This window comes from Acidobacteriota bacterium, assembly GCA_040754075.1.
Lineage (GTDB): Bacteria > Acidobacteriota > Blastocatellia > UBA7656 > UBA7656 > JBFMDH01.
Map to the genome: position 1 here is coordinate 159,962 of JBFMDH010000003.1, position 16,410 is coordinate 176,371.

Below are 16,410 nucleotides of genomic sequence, written 5' to 3' on the forward strand. Positions count from 1 at the left end.
CAAAATTTCTGATGATTGCAAGAATTTCATTGGCAAATTCTTTTACGCCTTCTATTTTTGCGCCAACCGCTGTCTCTGGCTTTCCAGTTGTTTTGCGGCAACCTTTGCCTCTTCACTTTTCGGAAAACGTCGCAGAATTTCTTTGTAAGCCTGACCGTCATAAATATACTCGCTATGCTTTTCGACAAACTCGAAATGAATTTGCAAACGGCTGTAGCGGTCAAGCCCCGTATCACTCAAATAGTAATCGCGCGCCGCAAATTTCGAGTCAGTCGTTGACAGGTTTTTCAAACGGCGGTCGGCTGAACGATTAAGCTGAGCGGCGGCGCGTTCGGCTTCTTCGGCAAAAGTGAGCAGCACGCGAGGCAAAAGCGGCGAACGATTAAATTTTTCAATGAAGAATTGACAAAGCGCCAGGCGGTCAAAGCCTTCTGCCAATTGAATGAGTGAAAGCGCGCGCGCATCTTCGCCGGCGCGTCCGGGCAGGACAATCGCGCCTTCGTGCAGCCAGCCGCGTGTTCGACGAGTGACGGCGACGCGATAAAATTTCGGCTGCTGGTTGCGGGCAGGTCTGGTTTCGACAATATAAACCGCTCTGCCGATTCGCAATCTCCTTAGCACCGTAGATTTCAAATCGGGGGCGCGACGCAATGCCGATAACCGGTCATCAATCACGAATGCTTTATTTTGCGCCAGGGTTATGGGTTCAATTGAAAGCCATATCAGAAATGTAAACAGGCATAGCAGACCTCGCATGTGCATCATCTTTTCCTCCAAATGGTTTGTGTTGTTCCATTCAGACGGAAAATAAACCAAATACAATGCAAAAAAATTAACCAAATTCGCTGGCGGCATCATTTTGTTGCAATGCCAGAACAGCTTGCCAAACAATTTACTGAAGTTGAAAAAGCGGTCTTTGACTGCGTAATTGGTGAATCGTGGTCAAAGACCGCTTCTCAGTAAATTCAAAGGAAAATCAATCGCAAACGGCTCTAAGAGTACGGCGTATTATGCTTTGCAAAAAAGACAAGCGTTGAACCTGAAAGCTCAACGCTTGTTTAAAGGAAAACAAATTTTACAGACGAATTACAACTGCGCGCCCAGCACGTCGTAGCGTGTGACGATGCCGACGATGCGTCCGTATTCTTCAACCAGAATCGCCGGAGAATCTTTCAAATGTTTGGCGGCGTGTTCGATACTCACCGCTTCATCAACCACCGGGAAACCTTTTTCCATCACTTCGGCAACGGTTGATTTCATCAGGTCACGATTTTTTAAAAGCTTTGACATCATCTTGCCTTCGCGCAATGACCCCACGGATTTGCCATCTTCAATCACCGGCAACTGCGATAGCCCGTATTGATTCATCATCTGCAAAGCATCGCCGACCAGATGCTTGGGTGAAACCGCCACCAGATGCGGCGTCTCTTCGTTCTGTTTGGTCTGATGCAACAACCCGATGGTCATTTTTTCGGGTTGCAACAGACGTTTTTCGCGCATCCATTCATCAGATAAAAACTTCGATAGATACCGCTCGCCGGTATCACAAACGATAAACACGACGACCGCATCTTTGGGCAAATCATGCGCGACCTGTAAGGCGGCAACCGCAATCGTCCCCGTCGAACCGCCGCAAAAAATCCCTTCTTCGCGTCCAAGTCGTCTTGCCATCTGAAATGAATCGCGGTCGGTGACATTGATGATTTCGTCAATATATTTCATATGGACATTTTCGGGAATGATCTCTTGCCCGATACCTTCAACTAAATAGGGCGTTGCCTGCATGAGTTTGCCGGTCTCTTTGAAGGTTTTGAACACCGAGCCATAGGGGTCTGCGCCGATGATGCGGATGTCGGGATTTTTTTCTTTCAGAAATCGCCCGGTGCCGCTGATGGTGCCGCCGGTGCCGACGCCGGCGACGAAATGAGTGATGTGCCCGTTGGTCTGTTCCCAGATTTCCGGTCCCGTCGTCAAATAATGAGCTTCGGGATTTGCGGGATTGCCATATTGAAAAACGAATAAGGAATTGGGCGTTTCCTGGGCGATGCGCCGCGCCGTGTTGACATAGTGGTCGGGCGAATCGGGTTTTGCCGAAACCGGAACCACCACGACATCTGCGCCGAGGGCTTTTAAATAGCGAATCTTTTCAACCGAGCATTTGTCGGTCATCACAAACACTGCGCGATAGCCGCGCACCGCGCAGGTGAGAGCAAGCCCGATGCCTGTGTTGCCGCTGGTGGCTTCGACGATGGTGCCGCCGGGTTTGAGTCTGCCGTCGCGTTCCGCCGCATCAATCATCGAGATGCCGATGCGGTCTTTGACCGAGCCGCCCGGATTGCGCGATTCCATTTTCGCAAGCACCAGCGCCTTGATGCCCCTGGTCAATTTATTGAGTTTTACTAAAGGGGTTTTACCGATAAGCTCCAAAATATTTTCTTCGTAGTGCATAAAGTTCGTAGTCCTTTGAGTGGTTATTCAAATGTAGTATATGAAAATTTTGCTTTCCCTCTATGTCCTCTGCGCGAACCTTAATGTTTTCTGCGTTACTTTCTTTGGTGTTTATCAAACGCAGAGAACGCAGCGTTTTTTACAGAGGGCGCAGAGCGTTATTGCTTCTTCAATCTCCAGTTAAAATTTCGCCTGGCTCTTCACAACATCCTTGAAACGAAATAGTATCACTTCACTCGGTTTCCAAAAAAGCGTTCAGTGGACAAACGAAATTTCCATCGAAAGGCTTGCGCCATGAAAAAAACATTGGCTCTCTTGGTCACGTTCCTGTTCGCCATTCAACTGGCATTTTCCAATTCATTCTTAAACCCAACTCAATCAAACGACCTCGAAGCGCGCGCCCGCGCCGCACTGGCGCAAACTTCGGGGACAATTGAACTCGCGGGGTTGATGAAACCTGTCGAAGTGTTACGCGATGAATGGGGCGTGCCGCACCTCTACGCCGAGTCGCAGGAAGATTTGTTTTTCGCGCAAGGATTCGTCGCTGCGCAAGACCGCCTGTGGCAAATGGAACTCTGGCGCAGAACCGGCGAAGGGAGACTGAGCGAAATCCTCGGCGCGGCTTACCTTGAACGCGACAAGTTCGCGCGCTTGTGTCGTTATCGCGGCGATATGCAGAGGGAATGGCAAAGCTATGCGCCCGACACCAAACGCATCATCGAATCGTTTGTCGGCGGCGTGAATGCTTTCATTGAATTGAGTCGCCATCGTCTGCCGATTGAATTTCAACTGACTGGCATTCAACCGGAACTATGGACACCGGAAGTTTGTCTCACCAGAATGGCGGGCTACATTATGACGCGCAACGCCTCGAGCGAAGTGTTGCGCGCGCAACTTGTCAAACTCGTGGGCGCGGAAAAAGCCGCTGAACTTTTAGCTACCGACCCGCAGACCCATATCACCATTCCAGATGGCTTGGATTTGAATGGCATTGATTCGCGCATCCTCGCTTTAGCCAGTGCCGCAAGCGCGCCGATTTCGTTCGGTAATATCGAAGGCAGCAACAATTGGGTGGTAAGCGGAAAGCTTTCGGCAACCGGAAAACCGATTTTAGCCAACGACCCGCATCGCCCGATTTTGACGCCGTCGCTGCGCTACATTTCGCATCTGGTTGCGCCCGGTTGGAATGTTATCGGCGCGGGCGAACCGACGATTCCAGGCATTGCCGCAGGTCATAACGAGCGCGTCGGTTTCGGCTTTACCATTGTTGGTATTGACCAGCAGGATTTGTATGTCGAAGAAGTCAATCCGCAAAACCCGAATGAATATCTCTACAAAGGCAAATGGGAAAAGATGCGCGTCGAACGCGAACGCCTCAAAGTAAAGGGCAGCGCGGACGTCGAAGCTGAATTCAAATTCACCCGTCACGGCGCAGTGTTATTTGAAGATAAAACTTTGCATCGCGCCTATGCGCTCAAGTGGGTCGGCAGCGAACCGGGTACGGCAGGTTATCTCGCATCACTATCACTGAATCGCGCCAAAAACTGGAAAGCGTTCTTGAAGGCGCTTGAACGCTGGAAAGTGCCTTCGGAAAACCTCGTCTACGCAGATGTTGATGGCAACATCGGTTGGGTGGCGGCAGGGCTTGCGCCTGTGAGAAAGAATTGGAATGGACTTTTACCGGTTCCCGGCAAAGACGGCAAATATGAATGGCAAGGTTTCTTGCCGGTTTCCGAGCTTCCGCAATCCTATAATCCCGCGAATGGGTTTATCGCCACGGCAAACCACAACATTTTGCCCGAAGGCTACAAGCACGCCTTGAACTTTGAATTCTCGCCGTCGTTTCGCGCCATTCGTATTAAAGAGGTTTTAGGCGCAGGAAAAAATTTCACCGTTGAAGATTTCAAACAACTGCAACATGACGAAACCTCATTGGTGGCGCGTGAACTGGTGCCTCTGATGAAAGGTGTAAAGATTAATGATGCGACAACAAGAGAAGCCGCCGAGATGTTATTGAATTGGAATTTTGTAATGGCAAAAGAATCGCCTGCCGCAGCGATTTTTGCAGTGTGGTTGGACAAACTGCGCCCGAATGTTTTTAAGTTTGCGGTTTCTGCCGAGACCTGGAAATTGATGGGCGGACGCTTTTCAATTCCGCAAACGATTACTGCGCTCAAAACGGTTGACTCGAAAATTTTCGGCGCGAATGCTAAAGCCGCAAGAGATGCAGCGATGATTAAAAGCCTTGAAGAAAGTGTCTCTGATTTAACCAAACGTTTCGGCGCAGACAAGAAGAGTTGGCGCTGGGGCGCGTTGCATATTGCTGAATTCAAACATCAGCTTTCGGGAAAGCTAGCCGGGCAGATTTTCGATTTACCAACGGTTACGCGCGGCGGCGATGCCAATACGGTTAATGCGACGGGCGGCGGCAATTTCAAACAAAATGCCGGTGCATCTTACCGGCAGATTTTAGATGTGAGCAATTGGGATAACTCGGTCGCGGTCAATGTTCCCGGTCAATCGGGGCAACCTTTCAGTCCGCATTACGGTGATTTGTTATCGTACTGGGCGGAAGGCAAATATTTCCCGTTGCTATTCAGCCGCGAAAAAATCGAACAGCACACCAAAGAGCGATTGAAATTGGTGCCCAAAGCCAGACTGCAAAAATAACCGAGGGTAGAGGGACGGCTGGAGGTTGCCGCTAAACAAATTGAGATAATTCTTTTACCTCTACATCATTCAATTTCAATGCTGTAACTCACAACCCAAAGATCGAGTTGCTCAAGGCGAGATTTCCATCGGCTTTTGAATTGCCTCATCCATTTGCGATTCTTAACTGAATCAGGAACATCAACTATGATACGAACTAAATTATCACGATAGAGAATACCCCATGCCGCCAATGGCCTTCGACTTTTTGAGTTTCATAACTGGCTGCGCCAAAGTGGTCAACAATTTCCAAAACCGCTTCGGCAAGCCAGTCTCCCGGAATTTCTCGCCCATCATTGAACTGAAGCGGGAGCAGTACCTCGAATCGCCGCCATTTGCTGCTCATAGGTGGTTTTTCCTTTAACCGTAAATGCAATATTTTGATCCGCGAGCGCTTCCAATGCCGCTTCGGGAACTAAATGTTCACCTGTGCGAAGTACACGTCCCGAAAAACGACCAAGCAAAAACGCCAACGCCCGTTTTTCGGTTTCGCGGTCAGGAAAAACTATGGTCACCATAAATGAACTCCTTCTAGGAACCTTGCTGATGTTCGGGATGGGTGCAGCCGGTAAATTCTTTCAGGTAAGTGTTGCCGCGATATTTCAATTCTTCGTGAATGCCAATCTTTGAGGTGTAATAGCCATCAATGGTTCGGTCTTTGATGGATTTGAAAAATCGCTCTTCGAGAGTCTGCGGCTTGAACTCGTTTTTGCTGATGGCGGTGAGCAGTTCGACCTGTTGGGCTTCGCTGGCGTCCGCGAAATCTTTGCCATATTTATCGCGACTCATTTTATTGACCGCAGCGATACCTTCGCGCCAGTGCTTTTTGGTTTCCTCGTTGGCAATGTCAATAATCGAATCGATGTAGGCGGCGACTCCTGCGGCTTTCGCGCCCGGGCTGTGGTCATCTGCGGGAATGATGCGCTCGCTCATTTCCACCACCAGACGGTTTTCATCGGCGGTGAAAAATTTTAGTGGCGCAGCTTTTTGCGGAGCCGCTTTGATTTGCGCCGAATGATTCATATGGTCGTGCGCGGTTTTGTTCTGTGCCGCCACGGTTGAACCTAAAACCGGCAGCGTCACGATTGCGCCGCCCAGGGTTTTGATTGCGTCTCTTCTGGTCACATCATTTTTTGCATCTGCCATGTTTGCCTCCAAAGGTGAATTTCAATGATTAATATTTATTGCGATTGGGAATCAACGAATTGATCCAGGCTCTGCGCCTGGGATTTTCCGGCGCGCGAATGATTTTGCAAAACGTCTGCCCGGCAACTTGCTCAAGGTCAGCGAGCCAATCTTCCTGCGCGATGAAATGACCGTCGCTGGCTTTCAGCAATTTTCTTTCGGGAAACTGGTCTTCCCATTCGACGTGAAAGGCGCGTGCCCAGAAATCGTCACGCCCCTGTATAGCAATTTTGATTTGCCGCGCCATAACCCAAAATCAATTTTCGTCGGTGACTCGACTGAGCGGCGATTCTAGGCGGTTCATACCAAAATCGGGAACCGTGTCTTCAACGAAATCAATCTCGCGCGATTGTTCGACGATGGTGATTTCGCGTCCGTCTTCAACCACCCGCACCTCCTGAGTCTCTTCGACCACGCGCATATTTTCGGTCTCTTCAACCACCCGCACGGAACGCGCCTCGGCATTCAATCGCAGGAACGGTTCCGACGAGAGCGGCTGGGTAATCGGCGGTTGCGGATGCCCGTTGCCGAGTGGACTTGGATACAGTTGCCCACTGTTGCCGGTCGGCGGATACAGTTGCCCGCTTTGTCCGGGTTGCTGCAATGGCTGACTGTGTTGACCGTGATAATAATGACGCTCGGTTTTGGTTATCTGGTCAACATGAGCATCGAGTTCAATGAACTGATCGGCAACGTCAATAAGTCGCGGACTGGTGTTGGTGCGAAACCCCGCAAGTTCTACGCGCACGCCTTTGTAAGCAACAGCATTGATGGCATAGGCAAAATCTTCATCGCCGGAAACCAACACGGCAGTGTCGTATTTATCGGCAAGCGAGAGCATATCGACGGCGATTTCAACATCGAGGTTGGCTTTTTTGGTGCCATCAGCATATGTCTTGAGTTCTTTTTCAACGACGCGATAACCGTTGCGGCGCATCCATAACAAAAAACCTTGTTGGCGTTCTGCTCGTTCATCTACGCCCGTATAAAAGAATGCTCGGAGAAGGTCTGAACCACCTCTTAAAAAATTTAAAAGCTTCGCGTAATCGATTTCGACTCCCACGGCTCTGGCGGCGTGAAATAGATTATTCCCATCAATAAAGATAGCGATTTTACCGCGCATATTATCCTCTCAGTTTTCATATCAGGCTAAATAAATTAAAGAAATTTTATACACTCAATGTCTAACACACTGACGAAATCAGTTGCAAGCTAGCAGTAATATTGCTTGAAGCCCGATGTTGACAAGAGTAGCATAGCAAAGAGCTTCTTTCTCTCCCACAGTTTTGGAAATCACTAAAGCGAGTTGTTTAACTCTTATGCGGATTTTTGCAATACAGGCAAACTGTTTACTGGCAATCCTGTTGGCTTTTCTGCCTGCGCAAGCCATTCATCGACAAGCGACAACCCCGACAACACCAACCGCGACTTCGCCGTCAGCGAAACAATTGTATGCAGTGCGCGGGGAAGTGGTGAAAAAAACTATCGCTACCAAAGGTTGGTTACAAATCACCATTCGCCCGTTGAAAGAGACCTCGACGGTGGTGATTTTTGCCCGCGAAAACGATCTCGTAGGCAATGGTGTGCGGCGTTCAAGTGATACCAACTTCTTAGGTCTGCTCTCGGAAGATGAAGACCCAGGCGAACCTTTAACGGCTGCCGAGTTGGATGAAGGCGATTTTGTTTCGGTCATTTATGACCCGCAACAACAAAATCGCGCGATTGAAATTTATATTCATTGAGCCACACAACCTGAATGTCGCCTTGCGGCATCAACTCAACTCAGCTAACGAAAACAGGGCGTCATCGCTGATGATTTATTGATAATTTCCGATTGGGCAAATGCCCAAGGCTCAGGTAGAATCTTTGCGGCTGACACGAAAGCCCACAATGAATTTCAGTACAAGGAGAAGAATTCAAACATGCGTAAAAGTATCGTAGCTCTATTTCTTATAAGCGTATTTTCACTCGCCGCCTTTGCGGCGTTGACGGATGATAAAAAAGAAGAAACGATGGCTGTTACCAACAAGGAATGTCCGGTAAGCGGCGGTAAAGTCAACCCGCAATATCGCACCGAATACAACGGGCAATATGTTTATGTTTGCTGTCAGGGTTGTTTGGATGAATTCAAAAAAGACCCGGAAAAATTTGTCGCCAAGATGTCCAAAGAAGACAAGGAAGCGATAAAGACCAACGCCCTTTGTCCGATTTCCAAAGAAGCAATTACCAGTAAAGAATTCTGGGTCGAAGACCACGGCAGAAAAGTGTACCTCTGCTGCGCCGGTTGCAAAGCCACTTATGAAAAGAAAATGGCTACCAAGAAGAGCGATTAATTCAATTTAAATTCGGAACACGGTCAATGCCGCAAGGCACATGGTTTGACGATTGAAAATTCAATGAGCGGCTAAGTGAGGCGCGAGCGTTTCATTTAGCCGCTCGTTCATTTGGAGGAATCAGAAAATTGCTTAACAGAAAATCCATCGCACTTATTTTTTTGCTCGCCGGTCTGTTGTTGCTTGGCGCTTGCACTCAGCCGCAAAACACCAATCAACCAAGTAGTAATCAAGCCAACAGCAATCAGGCGCAACCTGCGCCCGCGCCGAAAGGTAAAAACCACATTGCGGTTTTGGAAACCGATGCTGGAATCATTAAATTCGAGTTGTTTGAATCGGACGCGCCGAAAACCACAGAGAATTTCATCAAGCTTGCCGAAAAGAATTTTTATAATGGTTTGATTTTCCATCGCGTCATTAAAGGCTTCATGATTCAGGGCGGCGACCCGCAAGGCAATGGCACCGGTGGTCAAACCTGGAACGGTAAAGATTTGCCCAATGAAATCAAATTGAATTCGCCGCTCTATCAAAAAGGCGGTTATTCGCGAGGCGTGGTGGCAATGGCTAACAAAGGTTTGCCACAAACCGCAACCAGCCAGTTTTTCATCATGCATCAATCGCGCCCATTTCAATCCTTACCACCCAACTACACGATTTTCGGGCAGGTGGTTTCCGGTATGGATGTGGTAGATAAAATCGTTTCGGCTCCCGTGAATGGTGACCGCCCCATCGCGCCTGTGAAGATGAAGAAAGTGTATATCGAAAATTAAAAGTCTGGAGTCGCGAGTCGCGAGTCTGGAGTCAGAAGAAGAACGCTGAATGCTGAACTTGGCAAATAGCTACTCAATTCATCCTTCATCGTTTAGCGTTCATACTTTCTTGCTTAGACTTTAGACTCCAGACTCGCGACTCCAGACTGCTTATTTCTGGACACCCCGCCAGTCGGTTTGTTAGTTTTGAAATAGCTCACTACGTTCTGCCGAGAATCAAGGTTGATGGATACGCCGTTGCACACCTCCCGAAAAAATTCCCGCGAAATGGTTGCTTATGCGCCGGAGGTTCACGACACTACGGATTTCAGCAAACTGCCGCGTTATCTGGTGCGTTCGTTGATTGCCGTGGTACTCGGCACACTGGTTTTACGTCTGTCATCGCAAACTATGGGGCAGATGCTGCAATATTACTTAGCGGAAATCGACCGCAATTATTTTCCCATTTCTTACACGGCGAGGGGATTTATTATTGCGGCATTTTTTATTCCCGAACTTCTCGGTTCACCTTTGCTGGGCGCGATGAGTGACCGTCACGGGCGCAAACTCTTCATTATGCTTGGACCCATTCTCGGAGCCATCGCTGTACAAATTACCTCACTGACCACAGCCATCTGGTTACTGGTATTCACGCGACTCCTTGAAGGGTTATCGACGGCGAGTTCAGTGCCGTCAACCCTCGGCTACATTTCCGAAGCGACAGTTGGCAGACCGAAACTTCGCGCCCGGGTGATGGGGCTTTTTGAAATCACTTTAGTTGGCGGGATTGCCATTGGCGCAGTCGCTGCCGGGTATCTCTGGAAGTTTTTCGGTTCCCCACAAATCATTTTCGGCATTCATCTCATCAGTCCGGCGTTTGCCCTCAATGCGGTGATTTATCTGATTAGTCTGCTTATCTTCTGGCGCGGCGTTGGCGAAGTACAAACCACCGCCAAACACTCGACTGTCGATGACCACAGTTGGCATCGCCTGGTGGATGCGGTGCGCGCGCCGCAGGTCTGGAAATTCGTTCCGGCGTGGCTTGGCATCAATTCCATCATCGGCGCGTGGCTCAATACGGCGAACGGACTGATGACCGGCAAAGACCATTTCGCGGGGCAATTACTGACCGGCAATGTCTCCCCCGAACGATTCGGCAACGGCTTTGCAATTCTCGCTGTAGTGTTTTCGGCGGGCGTTCTCGGCTGGAGTTTTTACATGGGCAGTCGCCGGCGCACCAGCATCATGTTGCTGGCGACCGGCGGCCTGTTCGCTACGGTGCTTTCGGTCTATGCCTTGAATCACCTCGGCTCATTCGATAGCCCATTTCATTATCCGCTGCTTGGCAGTTTGCTGGTGAGCGTCGTTGTGCTGAGCGCCTTCACGCCCGCCGCATTGATTTATCTTGCCGACGTAACGGAATCCAAAACCGAGGATCGCGGTTCAATTATGGGATTGTATTCGGTCTTTCTCGGTGTCGGGCAATTAATCGGCACGCTTGCGGGCGGCAAATTTGCCAGTTGGGCAGGCATTGATGGACTGGTGTTACTAAGCATCCTTCTCGGTTTGATCACCTTGTGGACGTTAATCATTTTGCGTCGTCAGGAACCGCGCAATCCGCCAGGCAGTTAAAATTCGCACGAAAAATATCATAAAAACTACTCTGCAAGCGGTAACCGGTAACTGCTCCTGTGCTAACATGCAAAAATGCAAGTGACGCGCATAGAAGCCAATGGATTTCGTAACCTCAGCGGCTTCGTCGAACCCGGTGCGGGACTGAACATTTTTTATGGCGACAATGCTCAGGGAAAGACCAATTGGCTGGAAGCGATTTATGTTTTAGGCATGACCAAATCGTTTCGCACCTCGCAGGTGCGCGACGCCATTAATTTCAATGCCGCGCAAGCGGTTTTGCGCGGCGAAGTCAGGCACGGCTCGCTTACCAAACAGATTCAACTGCTGCTCGCGCCATCAGCGAAAGAACTTTACGTAAACGGCAAACGCGAAGCCGTGATGCGTTATCTCGGCAATCTTGATGTATTCGTTTTTTCACTGGAAGAACTCGATGTCATCCGACGCGACCCGACCGAACGCCGGCGCTATATTGACCGAGGCATTGCCACCCTGACGCCCGCTTATCTGAATACCCTGGCGCGTTACAATCACATCCTCAAACAGAAAAATCGTCTGCTTGCCGATGCCAGTGAAAGCCGTCATCACGAATCGTTCCATTCGCAAATCGAAGCCTGGAATGATCAACTGATTGAAGTCGGCACAGAGGTTCATCAGGCGCGGGTCAAATACATCGAGCAGTTGAATCAAGTCTTAGCCGAAAATGATTATGGTCGAGATATTTTTGGCGCTGAACGAGTGAGTGTGCGCTACAAATCCCAACTTGAAGACAAGGGTGATTTAAGCAATTTCGCGCACCTGTTTGCCGAGCGATTGGCAATTCGCTTGCCTGCCGAAATCGCTTCCGGGCACGCCTTGATTGGTCCCCATCGTGACGATTTGGAAATTCTTGCAGATGGTCGTGAAGTGGCGCGTTTCGGCAGCGCCGGACAGCAGCGAAGTGCCTTACTTTTGCTTGATTTAGCGCAAGTTTCCATCTACAATTTTGCTTACGAAGAAAGCCCCGTTTTACTCATTGATGACGTTGATGCAGAACTCGACAGAACGCGGATTGAGGCGCTACTTTCAACGCTCGAAGGACGCTCACAAACCTTCATCAGCACCTCGCGAAGAGCCATTGCCAATCGTTACCGCGACCGCGCCGCTGTCTTCTATGTCCAACAAGGTCAGGCAATGAGTGAACGACCCAGCGTCTCTCGCTCCCAGTCCCATCAAAGCGCCACCCAACCCGATGATGAGCTAGAGCGAGCAGTACGTGAAATGTTCGTTGATGAAGAAAACGAACCCTTGAATGTCGAATGACTACAGGAGTTCGCCAACCTCAAAAACACATAACGGACAGGAACGGGCTTCATGAAATTAAAAACTCGATTGAAGAAGAAGCGGTCTGCCGCGGTGCAGACGGTCGCTAAAAAAGTTGTAAAAAAGGTCGTTGAAAAAAAGAAACCTTCAAAGAAACAAAAAGTCGCATATTTGCAAACACGAGCAAAAAATGCGCGTGGTAAAAAACATTTACCAAAACCGTTAGTTAAAAAGAGGAGATCAGTGAGTACAAATACGCAAGCATACGGTGCCGAATCCATTACCGTTTTAGAGGGCAGAGATGCCGTTCGCAAACGTCCAGCCATGTACATTGGCTCGACCGGTGATATGGGTCTTCACCACCTCGTCTACGAAGTGGTGGACAACTCGGTTGACGAAGCCCTCGCGGGTTATTGCGACCGCGTCGATGTCACGATTCACATAGACAATTCCATCACCGTCGTTGACAACGGGCGTGGCATCCCGGTTGATATTCACCCGAAAGAAAAAGTTTCCGCTGCACAAGTGGTCTTAACCATATTGCACGCCGGCGGCAAGTTCGATTCAAATGCTTATAAGGTGTCCGGTGGATTGCACGGCGTCGGTGTCTCTGTAGTGAACTTTTTGTCTGAATGGCTGCGCGTGGAAATCTGGCGCGAAGGCAATACCTATGAACAGGAATATGTGCGCGGCATCCCGCAATACAAATTGAAATTGACCGGTAAAACCCGCAAACGCGGCACCAAAATTACCTTTAAACCCGATGCGGAAATTTTCGACACCACCGAATTTAATTTCGATACCTTGTCGCAACGCCTGCGCGAAAAAGCCTTCCTGAATTCCGGCATTCGCATCACCATCACCGATGAACGCAGCGAAAAAGCTCACGAATTTTATTACAAAGGCGGCATCGCGGAATTCGTCAAACACCTGAATAAAAACAAAAACGTACTACACAATCAGCCGATTGCCTTCAGCAAAGAAGGCACAAACGATGACCCGGTTTCGATTGACATTGCCATTCAATACAACGACAGCTACAACGAAATCGTCCACACCTTCGCCAATAACATCAACACCGTGGATGGCGGCACCCACCTTTCCGGTTTTCGCGCGGCGCTTACGAGCACCATCAACAGCTATGCGAAATCGGCGGGGCTATTCAAGAAGGACGACGAAAAACTTGCGCCCGAAGATGTGCGCGAAGGGTTGGTTGCCGTGGTCAGCGTCAAATTGCCGCAACCGCAATTTGAAGGACAAACCAAAGGCAAATTGAATTCCGACGTCAAAGGGCAGGTGCAATCGTTTGTCAACGAAAACCTCGGTCAATATTTTGAAGAAAACCCGGCGGTTGCCAAGCGAATTATTTCAAAAGCTTTGGACGCCGCCCGCGCCCGCGAAGCCGCCCGCAAAGCGCGCGATTTGGTGCGCCGGAAAGGCGCTTTGGATTCAACCTCGCTTCCCGGAAAACTCGCCGATTGTTCCGAAAAAGACCCGACATTGTGCGAGTTGTTCATCGTCGAAGGCGATAGTGCAGGCGGGTGCTGGTCTGGTGATACATTGATCCAGTTAGCCGAAGGACGCGCCATAAGCTTCAAAAAATTAATTGAAGAACAGGAAGCCGGCAAAGAACATTTTTGTTACACGATGCGTCCCGGTGGGCGCATCGGTGTAGAGAAAATCATAAATGCGCGTTTGACTAAAAAAGATACCGAAGTAATTCAGATTACTTTGGACAATGGCGAAAAACTAGTTTGTACACCTGATCATCCGTTCATGCTTCGTGATAGCAGTTTCAAACCTGCGGAATTGTTGACTGCTGATGATTCGCTAATGCCTTTCCATCGCAGGTTATCTGTCAAAGGCGAATGCCGAGCGGCTTTGGATGGTTATGAGATGGTGTGGAATCCGGCTGATAACAGTTGGATTTATGCGCATATACTCGCAGATGCCTGGAATTTGTTGAATGACATTTATGAATTTGTGCCTGGCGATCACCGTCACCATGTTGATTTCAATAAATTGAACAACAATCCGACAAACATTCGCCGTTTGTCACCTGATGAACATATTAAATTGCATCATGAGAATATTGAGCGGGGGCTGCGCCGTCCCGAATCTCTTGAGAGGAGTCGTAAAACCCGTCAAAGCGCAGAATTTCGCTCAAAGATGAGTGCGCGCATGAAGCAGACAGAGACACGCCCAATATTATCTCAACAGGCAAAAGCGCAATGGGATAACCCTGAATACAAAACCTATATGGCTGAGAAATGGCTGAAATTTTACGCCTCAAATGAAGCCTACCGTCAAATGAATGCTCAACAATTGAATCAGGCACAAATTGAATACTGGGCGAAAGATGAGCATCGTCACGCACCATCCGAGCGGGTCCGCGCGTTTTTTGCAAATCATCCTGAAGTGCGCGACACGTTTTCTCAGCAAGCCAAGCAGCAATGGCAGAATCAAGATTTGGTTGAATGGAGACGCCAAAAAACTTCAGAGCAATGGACGGAAGAGTTTAGAAATAAACGCAAAAATGCCTTGCACCAAACCGATTATCGAAAAACCATTGGCGCGTTGAAACAGATTGAATTGGAGAACGGGAACCTTGACCTTGAGGCTTATCGGAATTTGCGTATTGCAACCCAAGACAAATCCCTACTTCGATTCGATACGTTTTGCAAACGTTACTTTAATGGCGACACGGCTAAAGCATACGAAGCCATTGCCAACTACAATCATCGTATTGTCAAAATCGAGAGATTAACCGAACGCATGGATGTTTATGACATTGAAGTACCCAACACCCACAACTTTGCGCTTGCCAGTGGCCTGTTCGTTCATAACAGTGCAAAGCAAGGTCGTGACCGCCGCACGCAGGCGATTTTGCCGCTCAAAGGAAAAATTCTGAATGTTGAAAAAGCCCGCTACGACAAGATGCTGTCGCATTCGGAAATCTCCGCGATGATTTCGGCGCTCGGCACCGGCATCGGCAAAAACGATTTTGACCCGACCCGGTTGCGCTATCACAAATTGATTCTTATGTGCGACGCCGACGTTGACGGTTCGCACATTCGTACCTTGCTGCTGACGTTTTTCTATCGCCAGATGCCGCAACTCATCGAACAGGGACATGTGTATATTGCGCAACCGCCCCTCTTCAAAGTCAAAAAAGGTCGCAGCGAACAATATATGCGCGATGAAAAAGAGCTGTCGAAATTTCTGCTGCGTAAAGCAACTGAAAATGTGACGGTCACCGTGAAAAACGCCGGTACGCAATATAAAGGCGCGGAACTTCGCAAGGTGCTTGAAAAACTTTCCGAACTCAGCACCTATGTTGAAAAGCTGGAACATCGTCTGCACGACCGCAAACTGGTCGAAACCATCATTGATGCTTTTGCCGGGGTGAAAGGCGTACTGGCTTCCCGGGAAGGGATGAAATTGCACGAGGTCTTCGCTAAAGAGAGCCTTTTGCAAAAAGTGTCATCAGCGTTGGAGAAAGCCGGATACGAAACCCTGCTTGAACAGGACGAAGAGCATAGCATTTACGAAATCGCCGTGGTTCGTTCGCGCAGCAGCAATCGCTTGATGATTGATTGGGAACTCGCAACCCACGTCGAATTTCAAAAAGCCATTCAACTGTATGGCGACCTGCGGGAACTGAGCGCGCCGCCATTCGAGATTGCCGATAACGGCAACAGCGCGACGGTTGAATCACGCGATGCGCTGTTGGAACACATTATGGGCGCGGCGAAAAAAGATTTGACCATCCAACGTTATAAAGGTCTGGGCGAAATGAACCCCGAACAACTCTGGGAAACCACGCTCAATCCAGACAAACGCACGCTGCTCAATGTGCAAATCAACGATGCCGTTGAAACCGATGAAATGTTTACCGTGTTGATGGGCGATGCCGTTGAACCGCGTCGTCGGTTTATCGAAGATAACGCGCTTGAGGTTAAAAACCTCGACATCTAAAACAAGCGTTTGGTCGATGAATACAATTGGTCTATCGAGTTTGGTCATTCACCTAACTTGATAGACCAATTCAA

The 16,410-nt window shown here is 49.1% G+C and carries 13 protein-coding genes and 1 pseudogene; 7 read left to right on the forward strand and 7 right to left on the reverse strand.

The genetic code is table 11. The features are described from left to right. Nucleotides 1-51 precede the first annotated feature (51 nt). Both AB1757_04495 and AB1757_04500 read right to left on the reverse strand, forming a co-directional pair. Nucleotides 52-765 (reverse strand): hypothetical protein, encoded by a 714-nt coding sequence (locus AB1757_04495; GenBank protein MEW6126302.1) that lies wholly within the window; start codon nt 763-765, stop codon nt 52-54. Nucleotides 766-1,086: 321 nt separating this feature from the next. Beyond that, nucleotides 1,087-2,448, reverse strand: coding sequence for a cystathionine beta-synthase (locus AB1757_04500; GenBank protein MEW6126303.1), 1,362 nt, complete (start codon nt 2,446-2,448; stop codon nt 1,087-1,089). A gap of 294 nt (nt 2,449-2,742) precedes the next feature. Between AB1757_04500 and AB1757_04505 the strand changes: the two genes are divergently transcribed. Beyond that, nucleotides 2,743-5,118: a penicillin acylase family protein gene (locus tag AB1757_04505; protein MEW6126304.1), complete on the forward strand. Its 2,376-nt coding sequence runs from the start codon at nt 2,743-2,745 to the stop codon at nt 5,116-5,118. A gap of 196 nt (nt 5,119-5,314) precedes the next feature. Here AB1757_04505 and AB1757_04510 read toward each other — a convergent pair whose 3' ends face one another. From AB1757_04510 to AB1757_04530, 5 genes and pseudogenes are all read right to left on the reverse strand, one after another. Beyond that, nucleotides 5,315-5,503, reverse strand: a complete 189-nt coding sequence (locus tag AB1757_04510) for a hypothetical protein (GenBank protein MEW6126305.1) — start codon at nt 5,501-5,503, stop codon at nt 5,315-5,317. Next, nucleotides 5,451-5,675, reverse strand: a complete 225-nt coding sequence (locus AB1757_04515; protein ID MEW6126306.1) for a hypothetical protein — start codon at nt 5,673-5,675, stop codon at nt 5,451-5,453. The genes AB1757_04510 and AB1757_04515 overlap by 53 nt, the downstream gene beginning before the upstream one ends. 13 nt (nt 5,676-5,688) lie before the next feature. Next, a complete protein-coding gene (locus tag AB1757_04520; protein MEW6126307.1) occupies nt 5,689-6,303 on the reverse strand; it encodes a gluconate 2-dehydrogenase subunit 3 family protein in 615 nt (204 codons plus the stop codon). Between the two features lie 28 nt (nt 6,304-6,331). Further along, the gene (locus AB1757_04525; protein MEW6126308.1) at nt 6,332-6,589 is read right to left on the reverse strand and encodes a hypothetical protein; all 258 of its coding nucleotides are present in this window, start codon (nt 6,587-6,589) and stop codon (nt 6,332-6,334) included. A 387-nt stretch (nt 6,590-6,976) separates the two neighbouring features. Continuing rightward, a pseudogene (locus tag AB1757_04530) lies at nt 6,977-7,465 on the reverse strand (NYN domain-containing protein). Between the two features lie 196 nt (nt 7,466-7,661). Between AB1757_04530 and AB1757_04535 the strand changes: the two are divergent. From AB1757_04535 to gyrB, 6 genes are all read left to right on the forward strand, one after another. After that, nucleotides 7,662-8,084: a hypothetical protein gene (locus AB1757_04535; protein MEW6126309.1), complete on the forward strand. Its 423-nt coding sequence runs from the start codon at nt 7,662-7,664 to the stop codon at nt 8,082-8,084. A gap of 180 nt (nt 8,085-8,264) precedes the next feature. Beyond that, nucleotides 8,265-8,675: a YHS domain-containing protein gene (locus tag AB1757_04540; GenBank protein ID MEW6126310.1), complete on the forward strand. Its 411-nt coding sequence runs from the start codon at nt 8,265-8,267 to the stop codon at nt 8,673-8,675. 128 nt (nt 8,676-8,803) lie between these two features. Then, entirely contained in the window at nt 8,804-9,445 is a 642-nt protein-coding gene (locus AB1757_04545) for a peptidylprolyl isomerase (protein MEW6126311.1), read from the forward strand. A 225-nt stretch (nt 9,446-9,670) separates the two neighbouring features. Continuing rightward, entirely contained in the window at nt 9,671-11,056 is a 1,386-nt protein-coding gene (locus tag AB1757_04550; protein ID MEW6126312.1) for an MFS transporter, read from the forward strand. An 81-nt stretch (nt 11,057-11,137) separates the two neighbouring features. Then, nucleotides 11,138-12,358: a DNA replication and repair protein RecF gene (gene recF, locus AB1757_04555; protein ID MEW6126313.1), complete on the forward strand. Its 1,221-nt coding sequence runs from the start codon at nt 11,138-11,140 to the stop codon at nt 12,356-12,358. Nucleotides 12,359-12,601: 243 nt separating this feature from the next. Then, nucleotides 12,602-16,336 (forward strand): DNA topoisomerase (ATP-hydrolyzing) subunit B, encoded by a 3,735-nt coding sequence (gene gyrB / locus AB1757_04560; protein ID MEW6126314.1) that lies wholly within the window; start codon nt 12,602-12,604, stop codon nt 16,334-16,336. The last annotated feature ends 74 nt before the right edge of the window (nt 16,337-16,410 follow it).

Bases quoted from the DNA above. Each gene is read 5' to 3' on its own strand.
- AB1757_04495 (MEW6126302.1), bottom strand. From the start codon at position 765: ATGATGCACATGCGAGGTCTGCTATGCCTGTTTACATTTCTGATATGG.
- AB1757_04500 (MEW6126303.1), bottom strand. From the start codon at position 2,448: ATGCACTACGAAGAAAATATTTTGGAGCTTATCGGTAAAACCCCTTTA.
- AB1757_04505 (MEW6126304.1), top strand. From the start codon at position 2,743: ATGAAAAAAACATTGGCTCTCTTGGTCACGTTCCTGTTCGCCATTCAA.
- AB1757_04510 (MEW6126305.1), bottom strand. From the start codon at position 5,503: ATGAGCAGCAAATGGCGGCGATTCGAGGTACTGCTCCCGCTTCAGTTC.
- AB1757_04515 (MEW6126306.1), bottom strand. From the start codon at position 5,675: ATGGTGACCATAGTTTTTCCTGACCGCGAAACCGAAAAACGGGCGTTG.
- AB1757_04520 (MEW6126307.1), bottom strand. From the start codon at position 6,303: ATGGCAGATGCAAAAAATGATGTGACCAGAAGAGACGCAATCAAAACC.
- AB1757_04525 (MEW6126308.1), bottom strand. From the start codon at position 6,589: ATGGCGCGGCAAATCAAAATTGCTATACAGGGGCGTGACGATTTCTGG.
- AB1757_04535 (MEW6126309.1), top strand. From the start codon at position 7,662: ATGCGGATTTTTGCAATACAGGCAAACTGTTTACTGGCAATCCTGTTG.
- AB1757_04540 (MEW6126310.1), top strand. From the start codon at position 8,265: ATGCGTAAAAGTATCGTAGCTCTATTTCTTATAAGCGTATTTTCACTC.
- AB1757_04550 (MEW6126312.1), top strand. From the start codon at position 9,671: ATGGATACGCCGTTGCACACCTCCCGAAAAAATTCCCGCGAAATGGTT.